The sequence below is a fragment of the Aeromonas sp. 600527 genome, from assembly GCF_049175415.1.
Lineage (GTDB): Bacteria > Pseudomonadota > Gammaproteobacteria > Enterobacterales > Aeromonadaceae > Aeromonas > Aeromonas veronii_A.
In genome coordinates this window covers 25,031-41,793 of sequence record NZ_JAAKVA010000026.1, presented here as the reverse complement: position 1 = coordinate 41,793, position 16,763 = coordinate 25,031, and the positions used below count along the sequence as shown (strand labels likewise).

The following is a 16,763-nucleotide window of genomic DNA, read 5'->3' as shown; positions in this document are numbered from 1 at the left end:
GCACCAGCAAAACCGTGACTCTGAAAGATGGCCCAACCCTGGTTGAAGGCTTTGCGGTGGGGCCGGTGACGGTCAAGCTGGAGACCCAACCCTGGCTCAAAGCTGCTCAGTCCCGTGAAGCCCTGAAAGAAGGCGAAACCAGCCAGGTTCCCGCTTATACCGAGAAGTTTTGGGGGCACGACGATGTGAAGCGCGAACACATCAAGGTGACTTCCGGCGACCTTTGCCTCACTGACCCTGAGCAGCCGCTACCAGAAGGGCACAAAGCTGGGCAGGCCCAACCGCCGCGCTTTATCACCAAGCACTCCTACGTGATTGAGGTGAAAGGCTATCAGCTGAATATCCTGCGTATCGGGGTGTTCTTTGACGGCACTGCCAACAACACCGCCAAGCATGAAGAGGGTAAAGCGGCGCTTGAGGACTTTCTGGCTCAATGCAGCGATCCGCTGGAGCAGGAGCGGATGCGTCAGCAGTGCATGGCTGGGGCGGTCTCGTTCAGCGATACCAGTCAGGCGAATGACGTCACCAATATCGGCAAGGCTTATGAGCTCTACCTTCGTACCCAGCAAGGGCGAATATCAGTTCCTGTCTATATCGAGGGGATCGGTACAGAGGCTGGGCAGGGTGATTCCATGAAGGGACAGGCGCTGGACTACGGTCCCACATCCAGTTACGACAAGGTTCTGTTGGCCTGTAGAGAGCTGGTTGTTGCAGAAATTACCCTGCAATTAGGGCGGGTTTTGCCGACTCTGGGGTGTATCCACAAGATCGAATTTGATGTATTTGGCTTTAGCCGGGGCGCATCGGCGGCGCGTCAATTCGTGAACACGATCGACCAGCAAACCGATCACCCGTTGGTCGAGGCGGTAGCCAAGGAATCTAGCATCCGCCTGAAAGCCGGTTTTGACTGGGCCAGCCGGGAAGATTGCCGGATAAAGTTTGTCGGACTGTTCGATACGGTGTGCTCGTCGTTGCTGGAGGCGCGTAGCGTCACGCTAGCCCCGGATTGTGCGGAGCGCGTTGTGCACCTGACGGCCAAGGATGAGTGGCGTTACTTCTTTGCCCTGACCCGGATCACTAATGATGTGGAGGGCAAAAAGATTGCGTCCAACTTCACCGAACTGGCGCTGCCCGGTTGCCATTCGGATATTGGTGGCGGTTATTACAGCCGCTGGAGCTTACGTAACCCTAATAGCGATCCGGCTCTGACAGAGCAAAAGGCTATCAAGCTGTTTCAAAGTATGGAACCCGCAGGAACTCGTCCAGAACAAAGTTCCGCTTATCAGCAAGCGATGGACTATGCCCAAGCCAAATTGAGTCAGGGGTGGGGTAACGGGCTGTCTGTGCTACCAACCCCTGCCAGTGACCCGATAAGAGGCAAAGTCAGCTTGCGGGTACGCACGTTGAACCGCCCCGAGTTTGGCTGGGAAAGACCGTTGGAAGTGAGTGTTACGGTGCTGCTCAACCGGGTGGTCGAGGGGGAGTATTCCCGTATCCCGCTGCACATCATGGTGGAAGCCGCACGGGCGGCAGGGGTGCCGTTTCAGGAGTGGAAAGCAGACAACAGAGACTTGATGCTGGAGAGCGGCGCCCCGATGCGGCCACGGGTTGATTTGAGCAAGCTGGATGAGCATTGGGTTAATGCAGGTAGCGAGGCTGGGGTGGCCAAAGATTTGAGCCAACAGCTCCCGGATGATGTCTATCGATACTTGCGCTTTGAGTACTTGCACCACAGCGCAGATGATGGGCTGGTGAATGGGGCAAACCGTATCAAAGGGCGAGAGGCTCGCCGTATGATCAGTAACTTGGAGGGGGGTAAATGAGACGATGGTTATTACTGCCGTTACTGTTACTGGGGCTGGCAGGGTGTAATGACAATGGTCCGACCAAGATGGATTGGAGCTATATGGTCGGATCTAATACGGATGAGATCTGGCATACCCGCGCCCTGTTTTTTCGAGAAGGGGTAAGAACCCATGAATCGAGCAATGGCGTAGTGTCTGTTGTGGGTGAGCGGCTGTTAAAAGAAAAAGATTATCAGTGGGATGTCGGAAAAGGTCGGAGTTTTTACGGCCAGCCGGTGCCGGACAAGGTAGAGCTAGAATGGGTGTCGTATCACGACAAGAAGCGATATGGGATTACGCTGGAACTACCCAAGGATCTGGGCAAGCAGATGGCGCAGCGTTATCGGCTTAACAACGGTCAAATAAAACAGCGCAATGTGATAGGGCTAGGATTTGCCCCCGGTGGGTATGTCGAGGTGTTTTTAACCAATCCTAAAGTGCAGCCAGACGTGCTGATTGCTAGTGGTATGGCCCATGAAGTGACTGACGATTGGTATGACAAGAAAGTACCACTCAATCGGCAGTATGGAATTGATGAGTTCACTGAGCGATTTGGGGCACTGTACCAGAAATATCCGATCCCAACCGGCGAGGCGTGGGCTCCTATCATGGATGCCTACCGCGCCGCACAGCCCAAGACGGATACCGATCCGATCAATTGATTGGGATTGCGGTTTAAGAGGTATCAATGAAGCAGTACCAAAACTGGCTGGCCCAGTATCTGATTTGTCGTCGTGATAACGACCATGCCATGGCCGCAGAATTGGCCGAGAGCATCTGTGCTTTCTGGCAGGCTAGAGGCGATAAGGCTGAACATACCAAGTGGCAGAAGGTCTGTCAGGATCACCGAGAGAAAACCACCTGACAGGCAAGGCTCATGGCCAGGGAAGGCGCCGCATTAGCTGTATGCCCAATCAGGTGGCCGCGTAGCATAACGCATTAGCCCGCAATGCAGCATCGTCACTTTTTCACTCAGCGAAGAATTTCCCATGATATATCGAGTCTTATGGCTGGCACTGGCAGTCAGTGTGCTTGCAGCCTGTTCTTCCACGACCCCACGTACTGACACCGAGTTATCCCAAGCGGCAAAGCAGGGGGATGGCCGCGCCCAGTATGAGCTGGCCAAACGTCTGGCAAGTCAGCCCGATTACCACAACGCCATGCACTGGATGCAGCAGGCCGCCGAGCAGTCTGGCCCCTTGTCCGCCGATAAAGAGATCCGCGCCAGCGCCGCCTGGCAGGTGGGTGACTGGTATCAGGCTGGGCTCGGGGAGCCCAAAAATCCAGCGCTCGCAACCCAGTGGTGGCAACGTTCAGCTCGCCTTGGCAACACCCAGGCCAGCTATCGGTTGGGGCTGATGTGCCAGGAGCAGCATCAAGGCAAGCTGGTGAGTGAATGCCTCGATTGGTTCGAGCTAGCGGCTAAGCAGGATCATGCTGACGCTCAGCTGGTACTGGCCCGCTGGTACAGCACCCAACCGGGGGCCGATACGGATGCCATCAAGTGGCTTGAGCGGTCCGCAGAACTGGGTAACCGTGATGCCCAGTACCTGCTGGGTGAGCGATATGCGCAAGGTAAAGGGGTAGTCAAACGACCAGACCTCGCCCAGCGCTGGAACGATAGAGCCGCCGCCCAACAGCAACCGGACGCCTTGTTGCTGCAAGCTAAACAGGCCGCCCCCACCAATGCTTTCGCTACCTATCTGCGTGCTGCCACAGCAGGCTCTGCTGAGGCTGAGCTCTGGCTAGGGATGGCTTATCTAGCAGGGGAACAAGTTTCTACAGACCCCGCCTTGGGTCGCTACTGGCTGGAGCTGGCCGCCGGGCATGGCTCCCATGATGCCGAGTACCAACTGAGTTTGCAGCAAGTGGATCGGGAGCAGCAGATCCACTGGTTAACTCGGGCTGCTGACGGTGGCGTACCAAAGGCATTGTTTGAGCTGGCGGAGCTACAGCATAAGCAAGGTGAACTGGAGCAGGCCAGAGCCAGTTATGCCAAGGCAGCCCAACAAGGACACATTCTCGCCCAGTACACCTACGGTGAAATGCTGCGTCTGGGACAAGGTGGCAAAGAAGATTACGCGCTGGCTCTCAAGCAGTATCGCCTAGCGGCCCAGCAAGGTGACCGCCAGGCCCAATACCGGATGGGAACACTGCGAGAGGAAGGCCTGGGGGCTCCGCGCAACCGGTGGATACATGCCTATGCCTGGCTCTCATTGGCTACCACAGAAGGGATGCCGGAGGCTATGCAGGCCCGTGATGAACTCGAGGCCACGATGACCAAGCCAGAAGTCAAACAAGTGCAGAAACTGTCGGAACATTGGTTTGGCAAGATGTATGGAGATGTTATTCACCTAACAATTGCCCACAAAAGGGAGTGGTCATACGGCTTCAAACCGGATAACAAAACGGTACCCCTACCGTGTTATCTTGAGTCACCATATGACCACCAACGAGAAAGTAGCACGTCGCAAACGCAGCCTGCTAGAGCTTGCCAAAGAGCTCAATAATGTCAGCAAAGCCTGCAAGCTCATCGGCTACAGCCGTCAGCAGTTCTACGAAATTCGCCGTAATTACCAGACCTATGGCGCCGAGGGATTGCTCGACAAATTGCCCGGCTGTAAAGGGGCTCATCCCAATCGGGTCGCTCCCGAGATTGAACAGGCCATACTCGATTACCCCCTCACCAGACCAACCCATGGCCCGCTGCTGGTCGCACAAGAACTGGCTCTGCAAGGCATAAATGTCAGTGCGGGTGGTGTGCGTGGCGTGTGGCAACGACACGACTTGCTCTCCAAACACGATCGCTTGCTGCGCCTTGAGAAAACTCACCGTGAGCGCTCATTGAGCTCAATGACGAGCAGATCCGCCTGCTCGAGCGCTTCAGCTCCGAGTTTCGCGAACGCCAGATTGAGGTTCACTACACCGGGGAACTGGTGGCGGTCGACACCTTCTTCGTCGGCGCACTCAAGGGGGTGGACAAGGTGTATCTGCAAACCGTACTGGACTGCTACAGTCGCCACGCTAGGGGACGGTTCTACACCAGCAAGCTTCCGATGACCTCGGTTCATGTTCTTAATGAAACGGTACTGCCGTTCTTCGAAGCCCACGAGCCACGGGTCTATACCATCCTGTCGGACAATGGACGCGAGTTCTGTGGGCGCCCTGACAATCATCCCTACGAGTTGTTCCTGCAACTGGAGGGAATTGAGCACCGGACCACCAATATACGCAGGCCACAGAGCCACAGCTTTATCGAACGGCAGCATCTTACCCTGTTGGATGAACATTTCCGTATCAAGGGGAGGACGACCAGGTATGAGTCGATGGAACAGAAGCAGATAGACCTGGATAGCTACCTGCAGCACTACAACATCCAGCAGCCACATCAAGGCAGGATGATGGAGGGACAGACCTCCTACAGCATGTTCAAAAAGGGTCTGAAATTGATACCGAAGGAAGTGCGCACTAAAGTAGCGTAAACAAGACACCGGTTTGAGGCCGGTGTCAGGTGATAACTAGATCTGTACATACAGAAATGGTTTGGATTACAACAGCCAGTCGTTACAGAACGTGAACAGAAGCGGTGTTGGTGGTGCCGCTCGGTACCAGAGCACCGGAGACCATCACAACCACGTCACCTTTCAGACCCATGCCGATTTCCAGCGCGGCTTCTTTACCGATGCGATAGAAATCGTCGGTAGAGGCGATGCTGTCAACCACGTGAGCAACCACACCCTTGGTCAGAACCAGCTGGGCAGCGGTCTTCTTGTTGGTGGTGATAGCTAGGATCCAAGCTTTCGGGAAGTACTTGCGAATGGCCTTGGCAGACTTGCCGCCTTCGGTAGCGACCACGATCAGCGGGGCGTCCAGCTTCTCGGAGGTCTCTACGGCGCCTTTACATACGGCTTCGGTGATGCGCAGCCTGTTGCTGTCGTTGGCAGCAGACAGGTTGGACGGCATCACGGCATCGGTACGCTCGCAGATGGTGGCCATGATGGTCACGGCTTCCAGCGGGTACTTGCCCTTGGCGGATTCACCGGACAGCATGACTGCGTCGGTACCGTCCAGGATGGCGTTGGCCACGTCTCCGGCTTCGGCGCGGGTCGGACGAGGGTTCTTGATCATGGAGTCCAGCATCTGGGTGGCAGTGATAACCACTTTGCGGGCCTTGTTGCACTTGGCGATGATCATCTTCTGGGCGAAGATAACTTCTTCAACCGGGATCTCTACACCCATGTCGCCACGAGCAACCATGATGCCGTCGGAAACAGCAAGGATCTCGTCGAAGTTGTCCAGACCTTCCTGGTTTTCGATCTTGGAGATGATCTGGATGTTCTCGCCACCGTGGGCTTTCAGGTGCTCACGGATTTCCAGAACGTCTTCTTTCTTGCGGATGAAGGAAGCAGCAACGAAATCAACGCTCTGCTCGCAACCGAAGATCAGGTCGCGCTTGTCTTTCTCGGCCAGGGCCGGCAGCTTGATGGAGACGCCCGGCAGGTTGACGCCCTTGTTCTCGCCCAGATCGCCGTTGTTCAGTACTTTACAAACAACTTCGCGCTCGGTGATTTCGATAACGTCCAGACCGATCAGGCCGTCATCAACCAGGATGCGGTTGCCGACGCGCAGATCGTTGGCGAAACCTGCATAGGTCACGGCCACTTTGTCTTTGTTGCCAACCACGGTCTGGTCGGTGGTGAAGGTGAAAGTCTGGCCAGCGACCAGCGCAACGTCGTTGCCGCCTTCCAGCTTCATGGTACGGATTTCCGGACCCTTGGTGTCCAGCAGGATAGCTGCGCGCTTGCCGGTCTCGGCCATCACTTCGCGCAGGTTGCGGATACGGGTGCCGTGCTCTTCGTAATCACCGTGAGAGAAGTTCAGGCGCATGACGTTCATGCCGGCGTCCAGCATTTTGGCCAGCATTTCTTTTGAATCAGTCTTCGGGCCGATGGTGCAGACAATTTTGGTCTTTTTCATTTTTGAGTTCCTAGTTTTATTTAATTTCTACAAGCGCCATCAGTTGACCGGCAAACATAGCAATCAGCCTTTAAGCCAGAGACAGTCGGATACTCCGCCTCGACGGCGGCAATCACCTCGGCCACCTTCTCGGGACGCAACAGGGCGACCACGCAGCCGCCGAAGCCGCCGCCGGTCATACGCACGCCGCCATCTGTGCCGATTTTAGCCTTGATGATCTCCACCAGACCGTCGATGGCGGGCACTGTGATCTCGAAGTCATCGCGCATGGCGGCGTGTGATTCGGCCATCAGCTCGCCGAGGCGGGTCAGGTCGTGGCTGGCCAGCGCATCGGCCGCCGCTAGAGTGCGGGCATTTTCTCCAACGATGTGGCGGGCACGGCGATAGCAGGCTTCATCCAGTCCGGCCTTGCCTGCTTCGAGAGCTGCCAGATCGAGATCGCGCAGCGCCTTGACCCCGTAGTGACAGGCGGCCTCTTCGCACTGCTGGCGACGGGTGTTGTATTCGCTGTCCACCAGACCGCGGCGCACATTGGAGTTGACGATCAGCACCGCCAGATCCGCCGGCATGGGGATGAGGTGGGTCTCCAGCGAGCGACAGTCGAGCAGCAGGGCATGATCGGTTTTGCCGCTGGCGGAGATCATCTGATCCATGATGCCGCAGTTGCAGCCGACGAACTTGTTCTCCGCCTGCTGGCCATTGAGGGCGATCTCGGCCTGAGTGATGTCGAGCCCCAGCGCCTCTTTGAAGGCCTGACCAATGGCCACTTCCAGCGAGGCGGAGGAGGAGAGCCCCGCCCCCTGCGGCACATTGCCGGAGACTACAAGATCGAGGCCGCGCAGGGCATAGCCACGCTCCTGCAGATACTTCACCACGCCGCGGATGTAGTCGCTCCAGCGCTGGCTGGGGTGGTGTTCAATGGGCTGGTCGAGGTCGAACTGGTCGCGCTGGTTGTCGTAGTCGGCGGCGATCACCTGCACTTGCCGGTCATCGCGCAGGCCGATGGCGACGCAGGTCTCGTAGTCGATGGCGCAGGGCAGCACGAAGCCGTCGTTGTAGTCGGTATGTTCACCGATGAGGTTGACGCGGCCGGGGGCGCGCACCAGCAGATCGGGCGCTTTGGCAAATTGCTCGGCAAAAACGGTGCTGACGCGTTGGCTGGGGGTCATAGGGCCTCCTCATTGGTGTGGCTGGTCTGGGTGTAGTGAACGGGGCTCAGAGCGCGCAGCCGCTCGGCGGCCTGCTCGGGGGTAAGGTCGCGCTGGGTTTCGGCCAGCATCTCGAAGCCGACCATGAATTTGCGCACGGTTGCGGAGCGCAGTAGTGGCGGATAGAAGTGGGCGTGCAGTTGCCACGCCTCGGGGCAATCCGATTTGGGCGGTGCAAAGTGCCAGCCCATGGAGTAGGGGAAGCTGCACTCGAACAGGTTGTCGTAGCGGCTGGTGAGCTCCTTGAGCGCTACCGCCAGATCCTGTTGCTGGGCCTGGGTCATATTGAGCATGGAGGGGACGTGCGCCTTGGGCAGTAGCAGGGTTTCGAACGGCCAGGCGGCCCAGAAAGGAACCACGGCAAGCCAGTGCTCGGTCTCCACCACGATGCGCGAGCGATCCGCCAACTCCCGCTCCACATACTCCAGCAGCATGGGGCAGCCATGCTCGGCCAGCCAGTCACGCTGGTGCTGCTCTTCGCGGGCGATCTCGTTGGGCAGGAAGTCGCTGCCCCAGATCTGGCCGTGTGGGTGAGGGTTGGAGCAGCCCATGACGGCCCCTTTGTTTTCAAAGACCTGCACCCACCCCCACTGGGCCGACAGCTCGGCGACCTGATCCATCCAGGTGGTGATCACCCCCTCGATGGCGAGCCGCGGCAGCTCGGGCAGGGTCTTGCCGTGATCCGGCGAGAAGCAGATGACCCGGCTGGTGCCGCGGGCGGCTTCCAGTTTCAGCAGGGGATCGCTGGCGCTATCGGCGGCCGGAGTATCCTGCATCAGGGCGGCGAAGTCGTTGGTAAAGACGAAGGTGCCCTTGTAGTCGGGGTTGATGTCGCCAGTGACCCGGGTGTTGCCCGCGCAGAGGAAACAGTCGGGATCATGGGCCTGTTTGGGGGCCTGACTCACCTTCTCCACCTGTCCCTGCCAGGGGCGTTTGGCCCGGTGGGGGGAGACCAGCACATACTGGCCGGTCAGCGGGTTGAAGCGGCGATGGGGATGATCGACGGGGTTGAACATCATCTCTCCTGAATAAGGTATTGAAAAATAGAGTCGTTTATTACCGGGGAGCAGGCGGACCTACTCCTCGTAACCGTTCGGATTGGCGGATTGCCAGCGCCAGCTGTCGGCACACATGGCGTCGATGTCCCGGGCCGCCTGCCAGCTCAGCTCACGCTGTGCCTTGGCCGGATCGGCCCAGCAGGCAGCGATGTCGCCCGGGCGGCGCGGTTCGATGCGAAATGGCAGCGGCTTGCCACAGGCCGCAGAGAAAGCGGCGACCAGCTGCAACACGCTCTGGCCCTGGCCTGTGCCCAGGTTGTAGATGTGCACGCCACCCTTGCCTACGCAGTGTTGCAGCGCCTTGACGTGTCCTTCGGCAAGATCCATTACATGGATGTAGTCGCGCACGCCGCTGCCATCAACAGTTGGGTAATCGTTTCCAAAGACCGACAGGCAGTCGCGACGGCCGATGGCGACCTGAGTGATATAGGGCATCAAATTGTTGGGAATGCCTTGGGGATCTTCCCCCATGGTGCCCGACTCGTGGGCGCCGACCGGATTGAAGTAGCGCAGCAGGGTCATGCTCCAGTGGGGCTCGGCCAGCTGCAGATCTTCGAGGATCTCCTCGATGATCAGCTTGGATCGCCCGTAAGGGTTGGTGGCGCTGCGAGGGAAATCCTCGCGGATCGGCAGGCTGGCGGGATCGCCATAGACGGTGGCCGAGGAGCTGAACACCAGATTGTGCACATTGGCCCGCTTCATCGCCTGCAGCAGGGTGAGGGTGCCGCCGAGGTTGTTCTCGTAGTAATCCAGTGGAATGCGGGTCGACTCGCCGACCGCCTTGAGGGCGGCAAAGTGGATCACCGCGTCGATCTGTTGCTCGGCGAAGATCCGGTCCAGCAGGGCTGCATCGCGAATATCTCCTTGATAGAAAACGGGTTGTTGGCCGCTGATGGCGGCGACTCGGGCCAGCACGCTGCGTTTGCTGTTGCCGAGGTTGTCGACCACCACGGGATTCATGCCTGCCGCTTGCAAGGCCAGACAGGTGTGGCTGCCGATATATCCGCAGCCGCCGGTGACTAGAACCTTCATCTTGCTCTCCATATAAAAACATTGGCAACAGTCTAAACGAGAGGCCTCGACGTAAACTGTGAGCTCATCTACAAATTAGTGTAAGCGGTTACACTAATTTGGTGTGAGACTACATTGCAAGATGTTTTTTCTCTATTCTTTTCAATTACTTTCAAGGGTATAATGGTGTTTAACGATAATGTGAAAATGAGTGAAAACAGTATGAGTACCATCAAGGACGTCGCTCGGTTAGCCAACGTATCGGTGGCAACAGTCTCACGAGTGATGAACAATTCACCAAAAGCCAGTGCAGCGTCCCGGGTCGCAGTGCAGAGAGCAATGGCTGAGCTTGGTTATACTCCCAATGCAAATGCCAGAGCCCTGGCTAACCAGTGTTGTGATACCTTTGGTGTTGTTGTTGGAGACGTGGCGGATCCCTTCTTTGGGGCATTGGTGAAAGGTGTAGGCACTGTTACTACGGAGCAGGGGCTGCATTTGTTGATGGGAAATGGACGACACACAGCAGATGCAGAACGGGAAGCAATAGAGTTGTTGATTGCTCGCCGTTGTGAAGGGCTTGTTGTACATAGCAAAGCATTATCTGATGACGAATTGCTGCAATATGCTGAGCGCATTCCTGGTTTGGTATTGATTAATCGTTACATTCCAGCTCTTCAGGCGCGTTGTATTGCATTGAATAACCAGCAAGGAACCACGTTAGCCACTCGGCATGTATTGTCGCAGGGACATGTCAAAATTGCTTATCTGGGTTCAAATCGACCTATCGAGGATGCCGAGTCACGCTTGAATGGTTATCGGGATGCATTGATATGCGCAGGGATTGCGCCAAGTGATGAGTTGATTGAATTTGCCCAACCAAATGAAGAAGGGGGGGAGCAGGCGACGCTGAACTTACTCGCCAAAGGAGCAAAGCTTACAGCTATAGTAACCTACAATGATGCTATGGCGGCAGGCGCACTCTCTGTACTGGCTGATAATGGAGTCAAAGTTCCAGAAGAAGTGTCCGTGATAGGCTTTGATGACATTATCTATGCTCGATATTTGCGTCCTAAACTAACGACTATGCGTTACCCTATTGAGTTGATGGCGGCTCAGGCTGCAAAGTTATCACTTGCCTTGATTCGTGGGGAGTCTTCACCCGAGCACTCTCATATATACACACCACTTCTAATAAACCGTCAGTCAGTTGCTCGTCCAGTGTCGGAATGACAACTTGTTAGTTCTCCCCGCGGCATAAGTCAATCATTTTGTGTGCGAATAACTAGCCCGCTATCACAACGTGTCTAGCGTACGCCTAGCTCATCTCGGTACCTGCTATGTACCAAAATCAGGTTAAACATAGTTCCTTTATTGCCAATTAGAGTGAGCATAGTGCGAGCGCTATCTAGTCATTGCTTACGTTAATGAGTTTACTTTGTGGTATCGTTTTCCTGCTTTTTTATGAAAAAAGTAGATTTTTATTAGTTTATTTGTGATTTTTATCACTTATTTTCTTTTCGAGCCCTCTCTGTGGTGTAACCGATTACACAAATTGTATCTCTCGTCACATTACGCTCCATCATAAGTGCGTACTCTTGCAGTCATGGGAGTGGATCTTGATGGTTCGCTCAAATGGTCGGCTTGTTATGTGAAATGGGTGGATACTTGATGAGCATTGAAAGACTGTTCGGATTGAACAAAAATTTGGTAATGTTTGGCGCCATATTCTTCCTTTACTTCTTTATAATGGGAGCTTACTTTCCTTTTTTTCCAATTTGGTTACATGATGTAAATGGCATCAGCAAGGCTGAAACTGGAATTGTTTTCGGCACAATTTCTCTATTTGCACTTCTATTTCAGCCCGTGTTTGGGTTGATTTCTGACAAGCTAGGGCTGAAAAAGCATTTGCTCTGGATAATCATCGGATTGCTGGTCTTCTTCGCTCCCTTCTTTCTTTATGTATTGGCACCATTGCTGAAATTGAACATCTATCTCGGTTCTATCGTAGGGGGCATGTACATAGGTTTTGTATTTGCTGGCGGGGCTCCAGCCATCGAGGCTTATGTTGAGAAGGTGAGTCGTTCCAGTCAGTTCGAGTTTGGCCGCGCAAGGATGTTTGGCGCAATAGGCTGGGCTCTCTGTGCCTCTATCGTAGGTATCATGTTTACCATTAACAATGAGTTTGTGTTCTGGATGGGGTCTGCTTTTGCTGTTGTAATGGCGGTTCTATTTTATTTTATAAATCCTGGTCGTGGTAGCACCAGTGAGGTATTAGATAGTATTGGCGCCAATCAGAAAGGGTTTAGCGTAAAACTGGCAATGGGGTTGCTGAAACAAGCAAAATTCTGGTTTTTCACCCTCTATGTAATCGGTGTGGCATGTACGTATGACGTATTTGATCAACAATTTGCAAACTTTTTTACCGGATTCTTTGATACAAAAGAAGAAGGTACTCGTTACTTTGGTTATGTCACCACTATGGGGGAGTTACTTAACGCCAGCATCATGTTTTTTGCCCCACTGATTGTGAATCGAATTGGCGGAAAAAATGCCCTACTAATCGCTGGAACCATCATGTCTATTCGAATCATCGGCTCCTCATTCGCCGAGACGGTTAGCCATGTCATTTTGCTGAAAACTCTGCATATGTTGGAAGTTCCATTCCTGTTGGTCGGCACATTCAAGTACATCACTAGTGAATTTGATGTTCGCTTTAGTGCGACTATCTGGTTGATTGGCTATCAGTTCTTCAAGCAGCTAGCAACCATGTTTATGTCTGTGTGGGCTGGATCTATGTATGAGGTGATGGGCTTTCGTGAAACCTATTTGGTATTGGGCATTATTGCCGCAACTTTCACCTTTATTTCTATTTTTACCCTCTCAGGAATGGGACCACTTGGGCTGTTAAAGGGTAGATCGATGCTTTCAAAAAAAGCCGCCAGTTACTAACAGACTGTTTTGTAATCAGAGATTTGAAAAAGGTTATAAAAGATGAATAACAGTATGACGTTACAAAAAATCGTTTGTCGTGCCGATTGGCAAACACAGGCTGTGACCAGTGTTAATCGTTTACCCGCCCATACCCCCATGTTCAGCTGGCGCAGCGAAGCGGATGCCAGGGGGGATCTGGCCTCTTCCTCCCGTCTCTTGCTCGATGGCGAGTGGCGCTTCTCCTTCTTTGCCGCTCCCGAATTGGTGCCTGAGAGCTGGCTGGCGCAGGATCTGGTGGATGCTTGCCCCATTACAGTGCCGGGCAACTGGCAGCTGGATGCCGCCTATCCAGCTGCACGGCCGCTCACCGATGGCCCCATCTACACCAATATCAAGTACCCCTTTCCCTGCGATCCGCCCCGAGTGCCAGCAGAGAATCCTACTGGCTGCTACTCCCGCGAGTTCGAACTGCCCGCCGACTGGCTGGCAAGCGGACAGAGCCGGATCATCTTCGACGGGGTGAGCAGTGCCTTCCACCTCTTCTGCAACGGCCGCTGGGTAGGTTACTCCCAGGACAGTCGGCTGCCCGCCGAGTTCGATCTGACTCCTTATCTGCAGAGCGGTCGCAACCGGTTGGCGGTGCTGGTACTGCGCTGGTCTGATGGCTCCTATCTGGAAGATCAGGATATGTGGTGGCTGTCGGGGATCTTCCGCTCCGTCAGCCTGCTGCACAAACCGTCCCGCCATCTGATGGATATGCGGGTGACCCCCGAGCTGGATGCCTGCTATCGGGATGGCCGTCTCAAGATTGCACTGCAGGTGGCTAATGGGGCCGGTTTGTCGGTGGAGGCCAATCTCTATGACGGTGGCGAGCGGGTTGCGACCCTGCGCCAGCCAATCGGCACCCAAGTCATTGATGAAAAAGGGGCGTATGACGATCGCGCCGAGCTATGGCTCGACGTGGCTGCGCCGCGCAAGTGGAGCGCCGAGACGCCCCATCTCTATCGTATGACCCTGACCTTGCTGGACGAACAGGGCCAGGCCATCGAGAGCGAAGCGTGCGATGTGGGCTTTCGGGTGGTGGAGATCTGTGGCGGCCTGCTGCGGGTCAACGGTCAGCCGCTGCTTGTTCGCGGTGCCAACCGCCATGAACACCATCCAGCCAAGGGTTATGCCATCGATCGCGCCACCATGGAGCGGGATCTGCTGCTGATGAAGCGGCACAACTTCAATGCGGTGCGCTGTTCCCACTATCCCAACCATCCCGATTTTTATCGCCTGTGCGATCGGCTTGGCCTCTATGTGGTGGACGAGGCGAATCTGGAGACCCACGGCATGACCCCCATGGGGCGGCTGGCGCGGGATCCTGCCTGGAGCAACGCCTTTCTGGAGCGGGCCACCCGCATGGTGGCACGGGATTTCAACCACCCCTCCATCATCATCTGGTCGCTGGGCAACGAGTCGGGGTACGGCCCGGCCCACGATGCCATGTATGGCTGGATCAAGCGCAGCGACCCGAGCCGTCCGGTGCAGTACGAGGGGGGAGGGGCCGATACCCCGGCCACCGACATTATCTGCCCCATGTATGCCAGAACCCATCAGGATCAACCCTTCCCAGCGGTGCCCAAGTGGGCGCTGGCCAAGTGGATCGGCCTGCCCGGCGAGCACCGGCCGCTGATCCTCTGCGAATATGCCCACGCCATGGGCAACAGTCTCGGGGGCTACGCCCACTATTGGCAGGCGTTTCGCGATCATCCACGTCTGCAAGGCGGGTTTGTCTGGGATTGGGTCGATCAGGGGCTCGACAAATACACCGCCGATGGTCGCAACTACTGGGGCTATGGTGGCGACTTCGGTGATGTGCAAAACGATCGCCAGTTCTGCTGCAACGGCCTGCTGTTCCCTGATCGCACCCCCCATCCCACCCTGTTCGAGGCAAAACGTGCCCAGCAGCCGTTCCGCTTCAGCCTGCTTGAGCACACCCCGCTGCGGGTGCGGATCGAGAGCGAATACCTGTTTCGGGAAACCGACAACGAGCGGCTTTGCTGGCAGCTGTGTGAGAACGGCCATGTGCAGCAGCAGGGGGAGCTCTCCCTTGATCTGGCGCCACAGGGAGTGATCGAGTTGACCCTGAGCAAGACACTGCTCCCTTTTGCTGCAGGCTCACTGGCCTGGCTCGATCTGGCCATCGTGCAGCCGCAGGCTACCCTATGGTCGCAGGCGGGTCACAAGGTCGCCCGTCAGCAGTTCACCCTGCCGACCCCCCTTGCTTTGCCAGCGCCGGTCGCTGCCGCCACCCTGAGCGAGCAGCCGGATGGCTGGCGGATCACTGCCGCAAACAGCCAGTGGTGGCTCGATAAGCTGAGCGGCCGCATCACCAGTTGGCAAAAATCGGGGCAGGAGCAGTTGCTGGCGCCGATCATGGATCACTTCTACCGCGCCCCGCTCGACAACGACATCGGCACCAGCGAAGCGGATCACACCGACCCCAACTCCTGGATTGCCCGCTGGCAGGGTTGTGGCCTCGGCCAGTGGCAGCACCGCTGTCTGGGGCTCGCGGTCGCCGGAGGGGATATCCGGGTCAGCCATGGCTACTTCCACCGCGATGAGCTGCTGCTGGTGAGTCACTGGCATCACCGCTTTACCGACGATGGCGCCATGAGCCTGGAGATAGAGACCGAGCTGGCACAGGTGCTGCCGTCGCTGCCGCGGATCGGTCTGTTGCTCCATCTGGCCGAGGTACCGGCGCGAGCCGAATGGTTGGGGCGTGGGCCGCACGAGAACTATCCGGATCGCCTGTTGGGCGCCGATCTGGGGCGCTGGAGCCTGCCGCTGGAGGCGATGCACACCCCTTACATTTTCCCGAGTGACAACGGCTTGCGCTGTGATACCCGCCAGTTGCAGCTGGGCAGCACGACGGTGAACGGCAGCTTCCATTTCAGTGCCAGCCGCTTCAGTCAGCAGCAGTTGGCCGCCGCCCGTCACCAGAGCGATCTGGTGGCTGAAGAGGGGCTGTGGGTCTGTCTCGATGGCGCCCACATGGGGGTGGGCGGTGATGATTCCTGGAGCCAAAGCGTGCGTCCCGAGTATCAGCTACTTGGACACCGATACCGCTGGGGCTGTACCTTATATTAAGTTAAGTCTACAGGACTATTATAACGAAGCGCCGGGTTACAACCCGGCGCTGTTGTTTGCACAAGAGTGCAAGTTTAATGTGCCAAGGATACTCTCTTGCATATAGCTGAATAATGACATTATTTATGCCTCATATGAGATCGCTGATAAAGCAGTTCTGCTGACGTTGCCTCGTGGCTCTTATTTAACAATGACTGTTAGTCAAGTTTTTAGTTGGCTGTTATTGCTTAAAGAAGTCGGTGAAGTAAATGCTTTATCTAGTTGATAACTATTCATGAAAATATGAAGCTTAATTTTCACTGAATCTGGGGTTAATTTTTTTGTGATATAGATTACATGATTCAATAATAAAAAAATAAAACAAAGTGGCGGTGTGGATTGATGGTATGAAAATAAAAGTAATACTTAAGTGGAGTAGGCAATATTTACTTTAAATACAATAGGGTATGTTTGCTTGATGATTTTTAATTGGTTTATTATTTGTTTATTATAGCTTAATTAACTTCTTCGGTTTCACTTGTTCCTTGTATAGTCCCACCGATAAAGGCATACCCTAGGAACTATTTATGAATTTCACACCAAGCAAGGTCCATCAGTTT

The 16,763-nt window shown here is 55.5% G+C and carries 11 protein-coding genes and 1 pseudogene; 8 read left to right on the top strand and 4 right to left on the bottom strand.

The features are described from left to right. From G5154_RS20455 to G5154_RS20435, 5 genes and pseudogenes are all read left to right on the top strand, one after another. A partial coding sequence (locus G5154_RS20455; protein ID WP_421251589.1) for a T6SS phospholipase effector Tle1-like catalytic domain-containing protein occupies positions 1-1,823 on the top strand: 1,823 nt, incomplete at its 5' end. Further along, the gene (locus G5154_RS20450; protein WP_421251588.1) at positions 1,820-2,506 is read left to right on the top strand and encodes a DUF2931 family protein; all 687 of its coding nucleotides are present in this window, start codon (positions 1,820-1,822) and stop codon (positions 2,504-2,506) included. The genes G5154_RS20455 and G5154_RS20450, both read left to right, overlap by 4 nt. Before the next feature lie 26 nt (positions 2,507-2,532). Further along, positions 2,533-2,709 (top strand): hypothetical protein, encoded by a 177-nt coding sequence (locus tag G5154_RS20445; protein ID WP_421251587.1) that lies wholly within the window; start codon positions 2,533-2,535, stop codon positions 2,707-2,709. A 124-nt stretch (positions 2,710-2,833) separates the two neighbouring features. Further along, on the top strand, positions 2,834-4,354 hold the full coding sequence (locus tag G5154_RS20440; protein WP_421251586.1) for a tetratricopeptide repeat protein: 1,521 nt from the start codon (positions 2,834-2,836) through the stop codon (positions 4,352-4,354). Then, positions 4,287-5,326, top strand: a pseudogene (locus G5154_RS20435) (DDE-type integrase/transposase/recombinase). The gene G5154_RS20440 and the pseudogene G5154_RS20435 overlap by 68 nt, the downstream one beginning before the upstream one ends. 82 nt (positions 5,327-5,408) lie before the next feature. Here G5154_RS20435 and pykF read toward each other — a convergent pair. Genes pykF through galE form a run of 4 tightly spaced genes read right to left on the bottom strand, consistent with a single transcriptional unit; the run spans position 5,409 to position 10,119 of the window. Continuing rightward, a complete protein-coding gene (gene pykF, locus G5154_RS20430) occupies positions 5,409-6,821 on the bottom strand; it encodes a pyruvate kinase PykF (RefSeq protein WP_421251585.1) in 1,413 nt (470 codons plus the stop codon). A gap of 20 nt (positions 6,822-6,841) precedes the next feature. Continuing rightward, a complete protein-coding gene (gene galK / locus G5154_RS20425; RefSeq protein ID WP_421251584.1) occupies positions 6,842-7,990 on the bottom strand; it encodes a galactokinase in 1,149 nt (382 codons plus the stop codon). Beyond that, the gene (locus tag G5154_RS20420) at positions 7,987-9,045 is read right to left on the bottom strand and encodes a UDP-glucose--hexose-1-phosphate uridylyltransferase (protein WP_421251591.1); all 1,059 of its coding nucleotides are present in this window, start codon (positions 9,043-9,045) and stop codon (positions 7,987-7,989) included. The genes galK and G5154_RS20420 overlap by 4 nt, the downstream gene beginning before the upstream one ends. Before the next feature lie 60 nt (positions 9,046-9,105). Next, the gene (gene galE, locus G5154_RS20415; protein ID WP_421251583.1) at positions 9,106-10,119 is read right to left on the bottom strand and encodes a UDP-glucose 4-epimerase GalE; all 1,014 of its coding nucleotides are present in this window, start codon (positions 10,117-10,119) and stop codon (positions 9,106-9,108) included. A 201-nt stretch (positions 10,120-10,320) separates the two neighbouring features. Here galE and G5154_RS20410 point away from each other — a divergent pair, with 201 nt between their 5' ends. The 3 genes from G5154_RS20410 to G5154_RS20400 all read left to right on the top strand — a co-directional run bounded on the left by G5154_RS20410 (position 10,321) and on the right by G5154_RS20400 (position 16,164). Next, positions 10,321-11,328 (top strand): substrate-binding domain-containing protein, encoded by a 1,008-nt coding sequence (locus G5154_RS20410; RefSeq protein WP_421251590.1) that lies wholly within the window; start codon positions 10,321-10,323, stop codon positions 11,326-11,328. A 438-nt stretch (positions 11,329-11,766) separates the two neighbouring features. Next, entirely contained in the window at positions 11,767-13,047 is a 1,281-nt protein-coding gene (locus tag G5154_RS20405) for an MFS transporter (RefSeq protein ID WP_421251582.1), read from the top strand. Between the two features lie 54 nt (positions 13,048-13,101). After that, positions 13,102-16,164 carry a beta-galactosidase gene (locus G5154_RS20400; protein WP_421251581.1) on the top strand — a complete coding sequence of 1,021 codons (3,063 nt, stop codon included), beginning with the start codon at positions 13,102-13,104 and terminating at the stop codon, positions 16,162-16,164. Positions 16,165-16,763: the final 599 nt, after the last annotated feature.

What these genes read in the sequence shown, in the direction of transcription:
- G5154_RS20405 (WP_421251582.1), top strand. Translation starts at nt 11,767, where the DNA reads ATGAGCATTGAAAGACTGTTCGGATTGAACAAAAATTTGGTAATGTTT.
- galK (WP_421251584.1), bottom strand. Translation starts at nt 7,990, where the DNA reads ATGACCCCCAGCCAACGCGTCAGCACCGTTTTTGCCGAGCAATTTGCC.
- G5154_RS20400 (WP_421251581.1), top strand. Translation starts at nt 13,102, where the DNA reads ATGACGTTACAAAAAATCGTTTGTCGTGCCGATTGGCAAACACAGGCT.
- pykF (WP_421251585.1), bottom strand. Translation starts at nt 6,821, where the DNA reads ATGAAAAAGACCAAAATTGTCTGCACCATCGGCCCGAAGACTGATTCA.
- galE (WP_421251583.1), bottom strand. Translation starts at nt 10,119, where the DNA reads ATGAAGGTTCTAGTCACCGGCGGCTGCGGATATATCGGCAGCCACACC.
- G5154_RS20445 (WP_421251587.1), top strand. Translation starts at nt 2,533, where the DNA reads ATGAAGCAGTACCAAAACTGGCTGGCCCAGTATCTGATTTGTCGTCGT.
- G5154_RS20420 (WP_421251591.1), bottom strand. Translation starts at nt 9,045, where the DNA reads ATGTTCAACCCCGTCGATCATCCCCATCGCCGCTTCAACCCGCTGACC.
- G5154_RS20440 (WP_421251586.1), top strand. Translation starts at nt 2,834, where the DNA reads ATGATATATCGAGTCTTATGGCTGGCACTGGCAGTCAGTGTGCTTGCA.
- G5154_RS20450 (WP_421251588.1), top strand. Translation starts at nt 1,820, where the DNA reads ATGAGACGATGGTTATTACTGCCGTTACTGTTACTGGGGCTGGCAGGG.
- G5154_RS20410 (WP_421251590.1), top strand. Translation starts at nt 10,321, where the DNA reads ATGAGTACCATCAAGGACGTCGCTCGGTTAGCCAACGTATCGGTGGCA.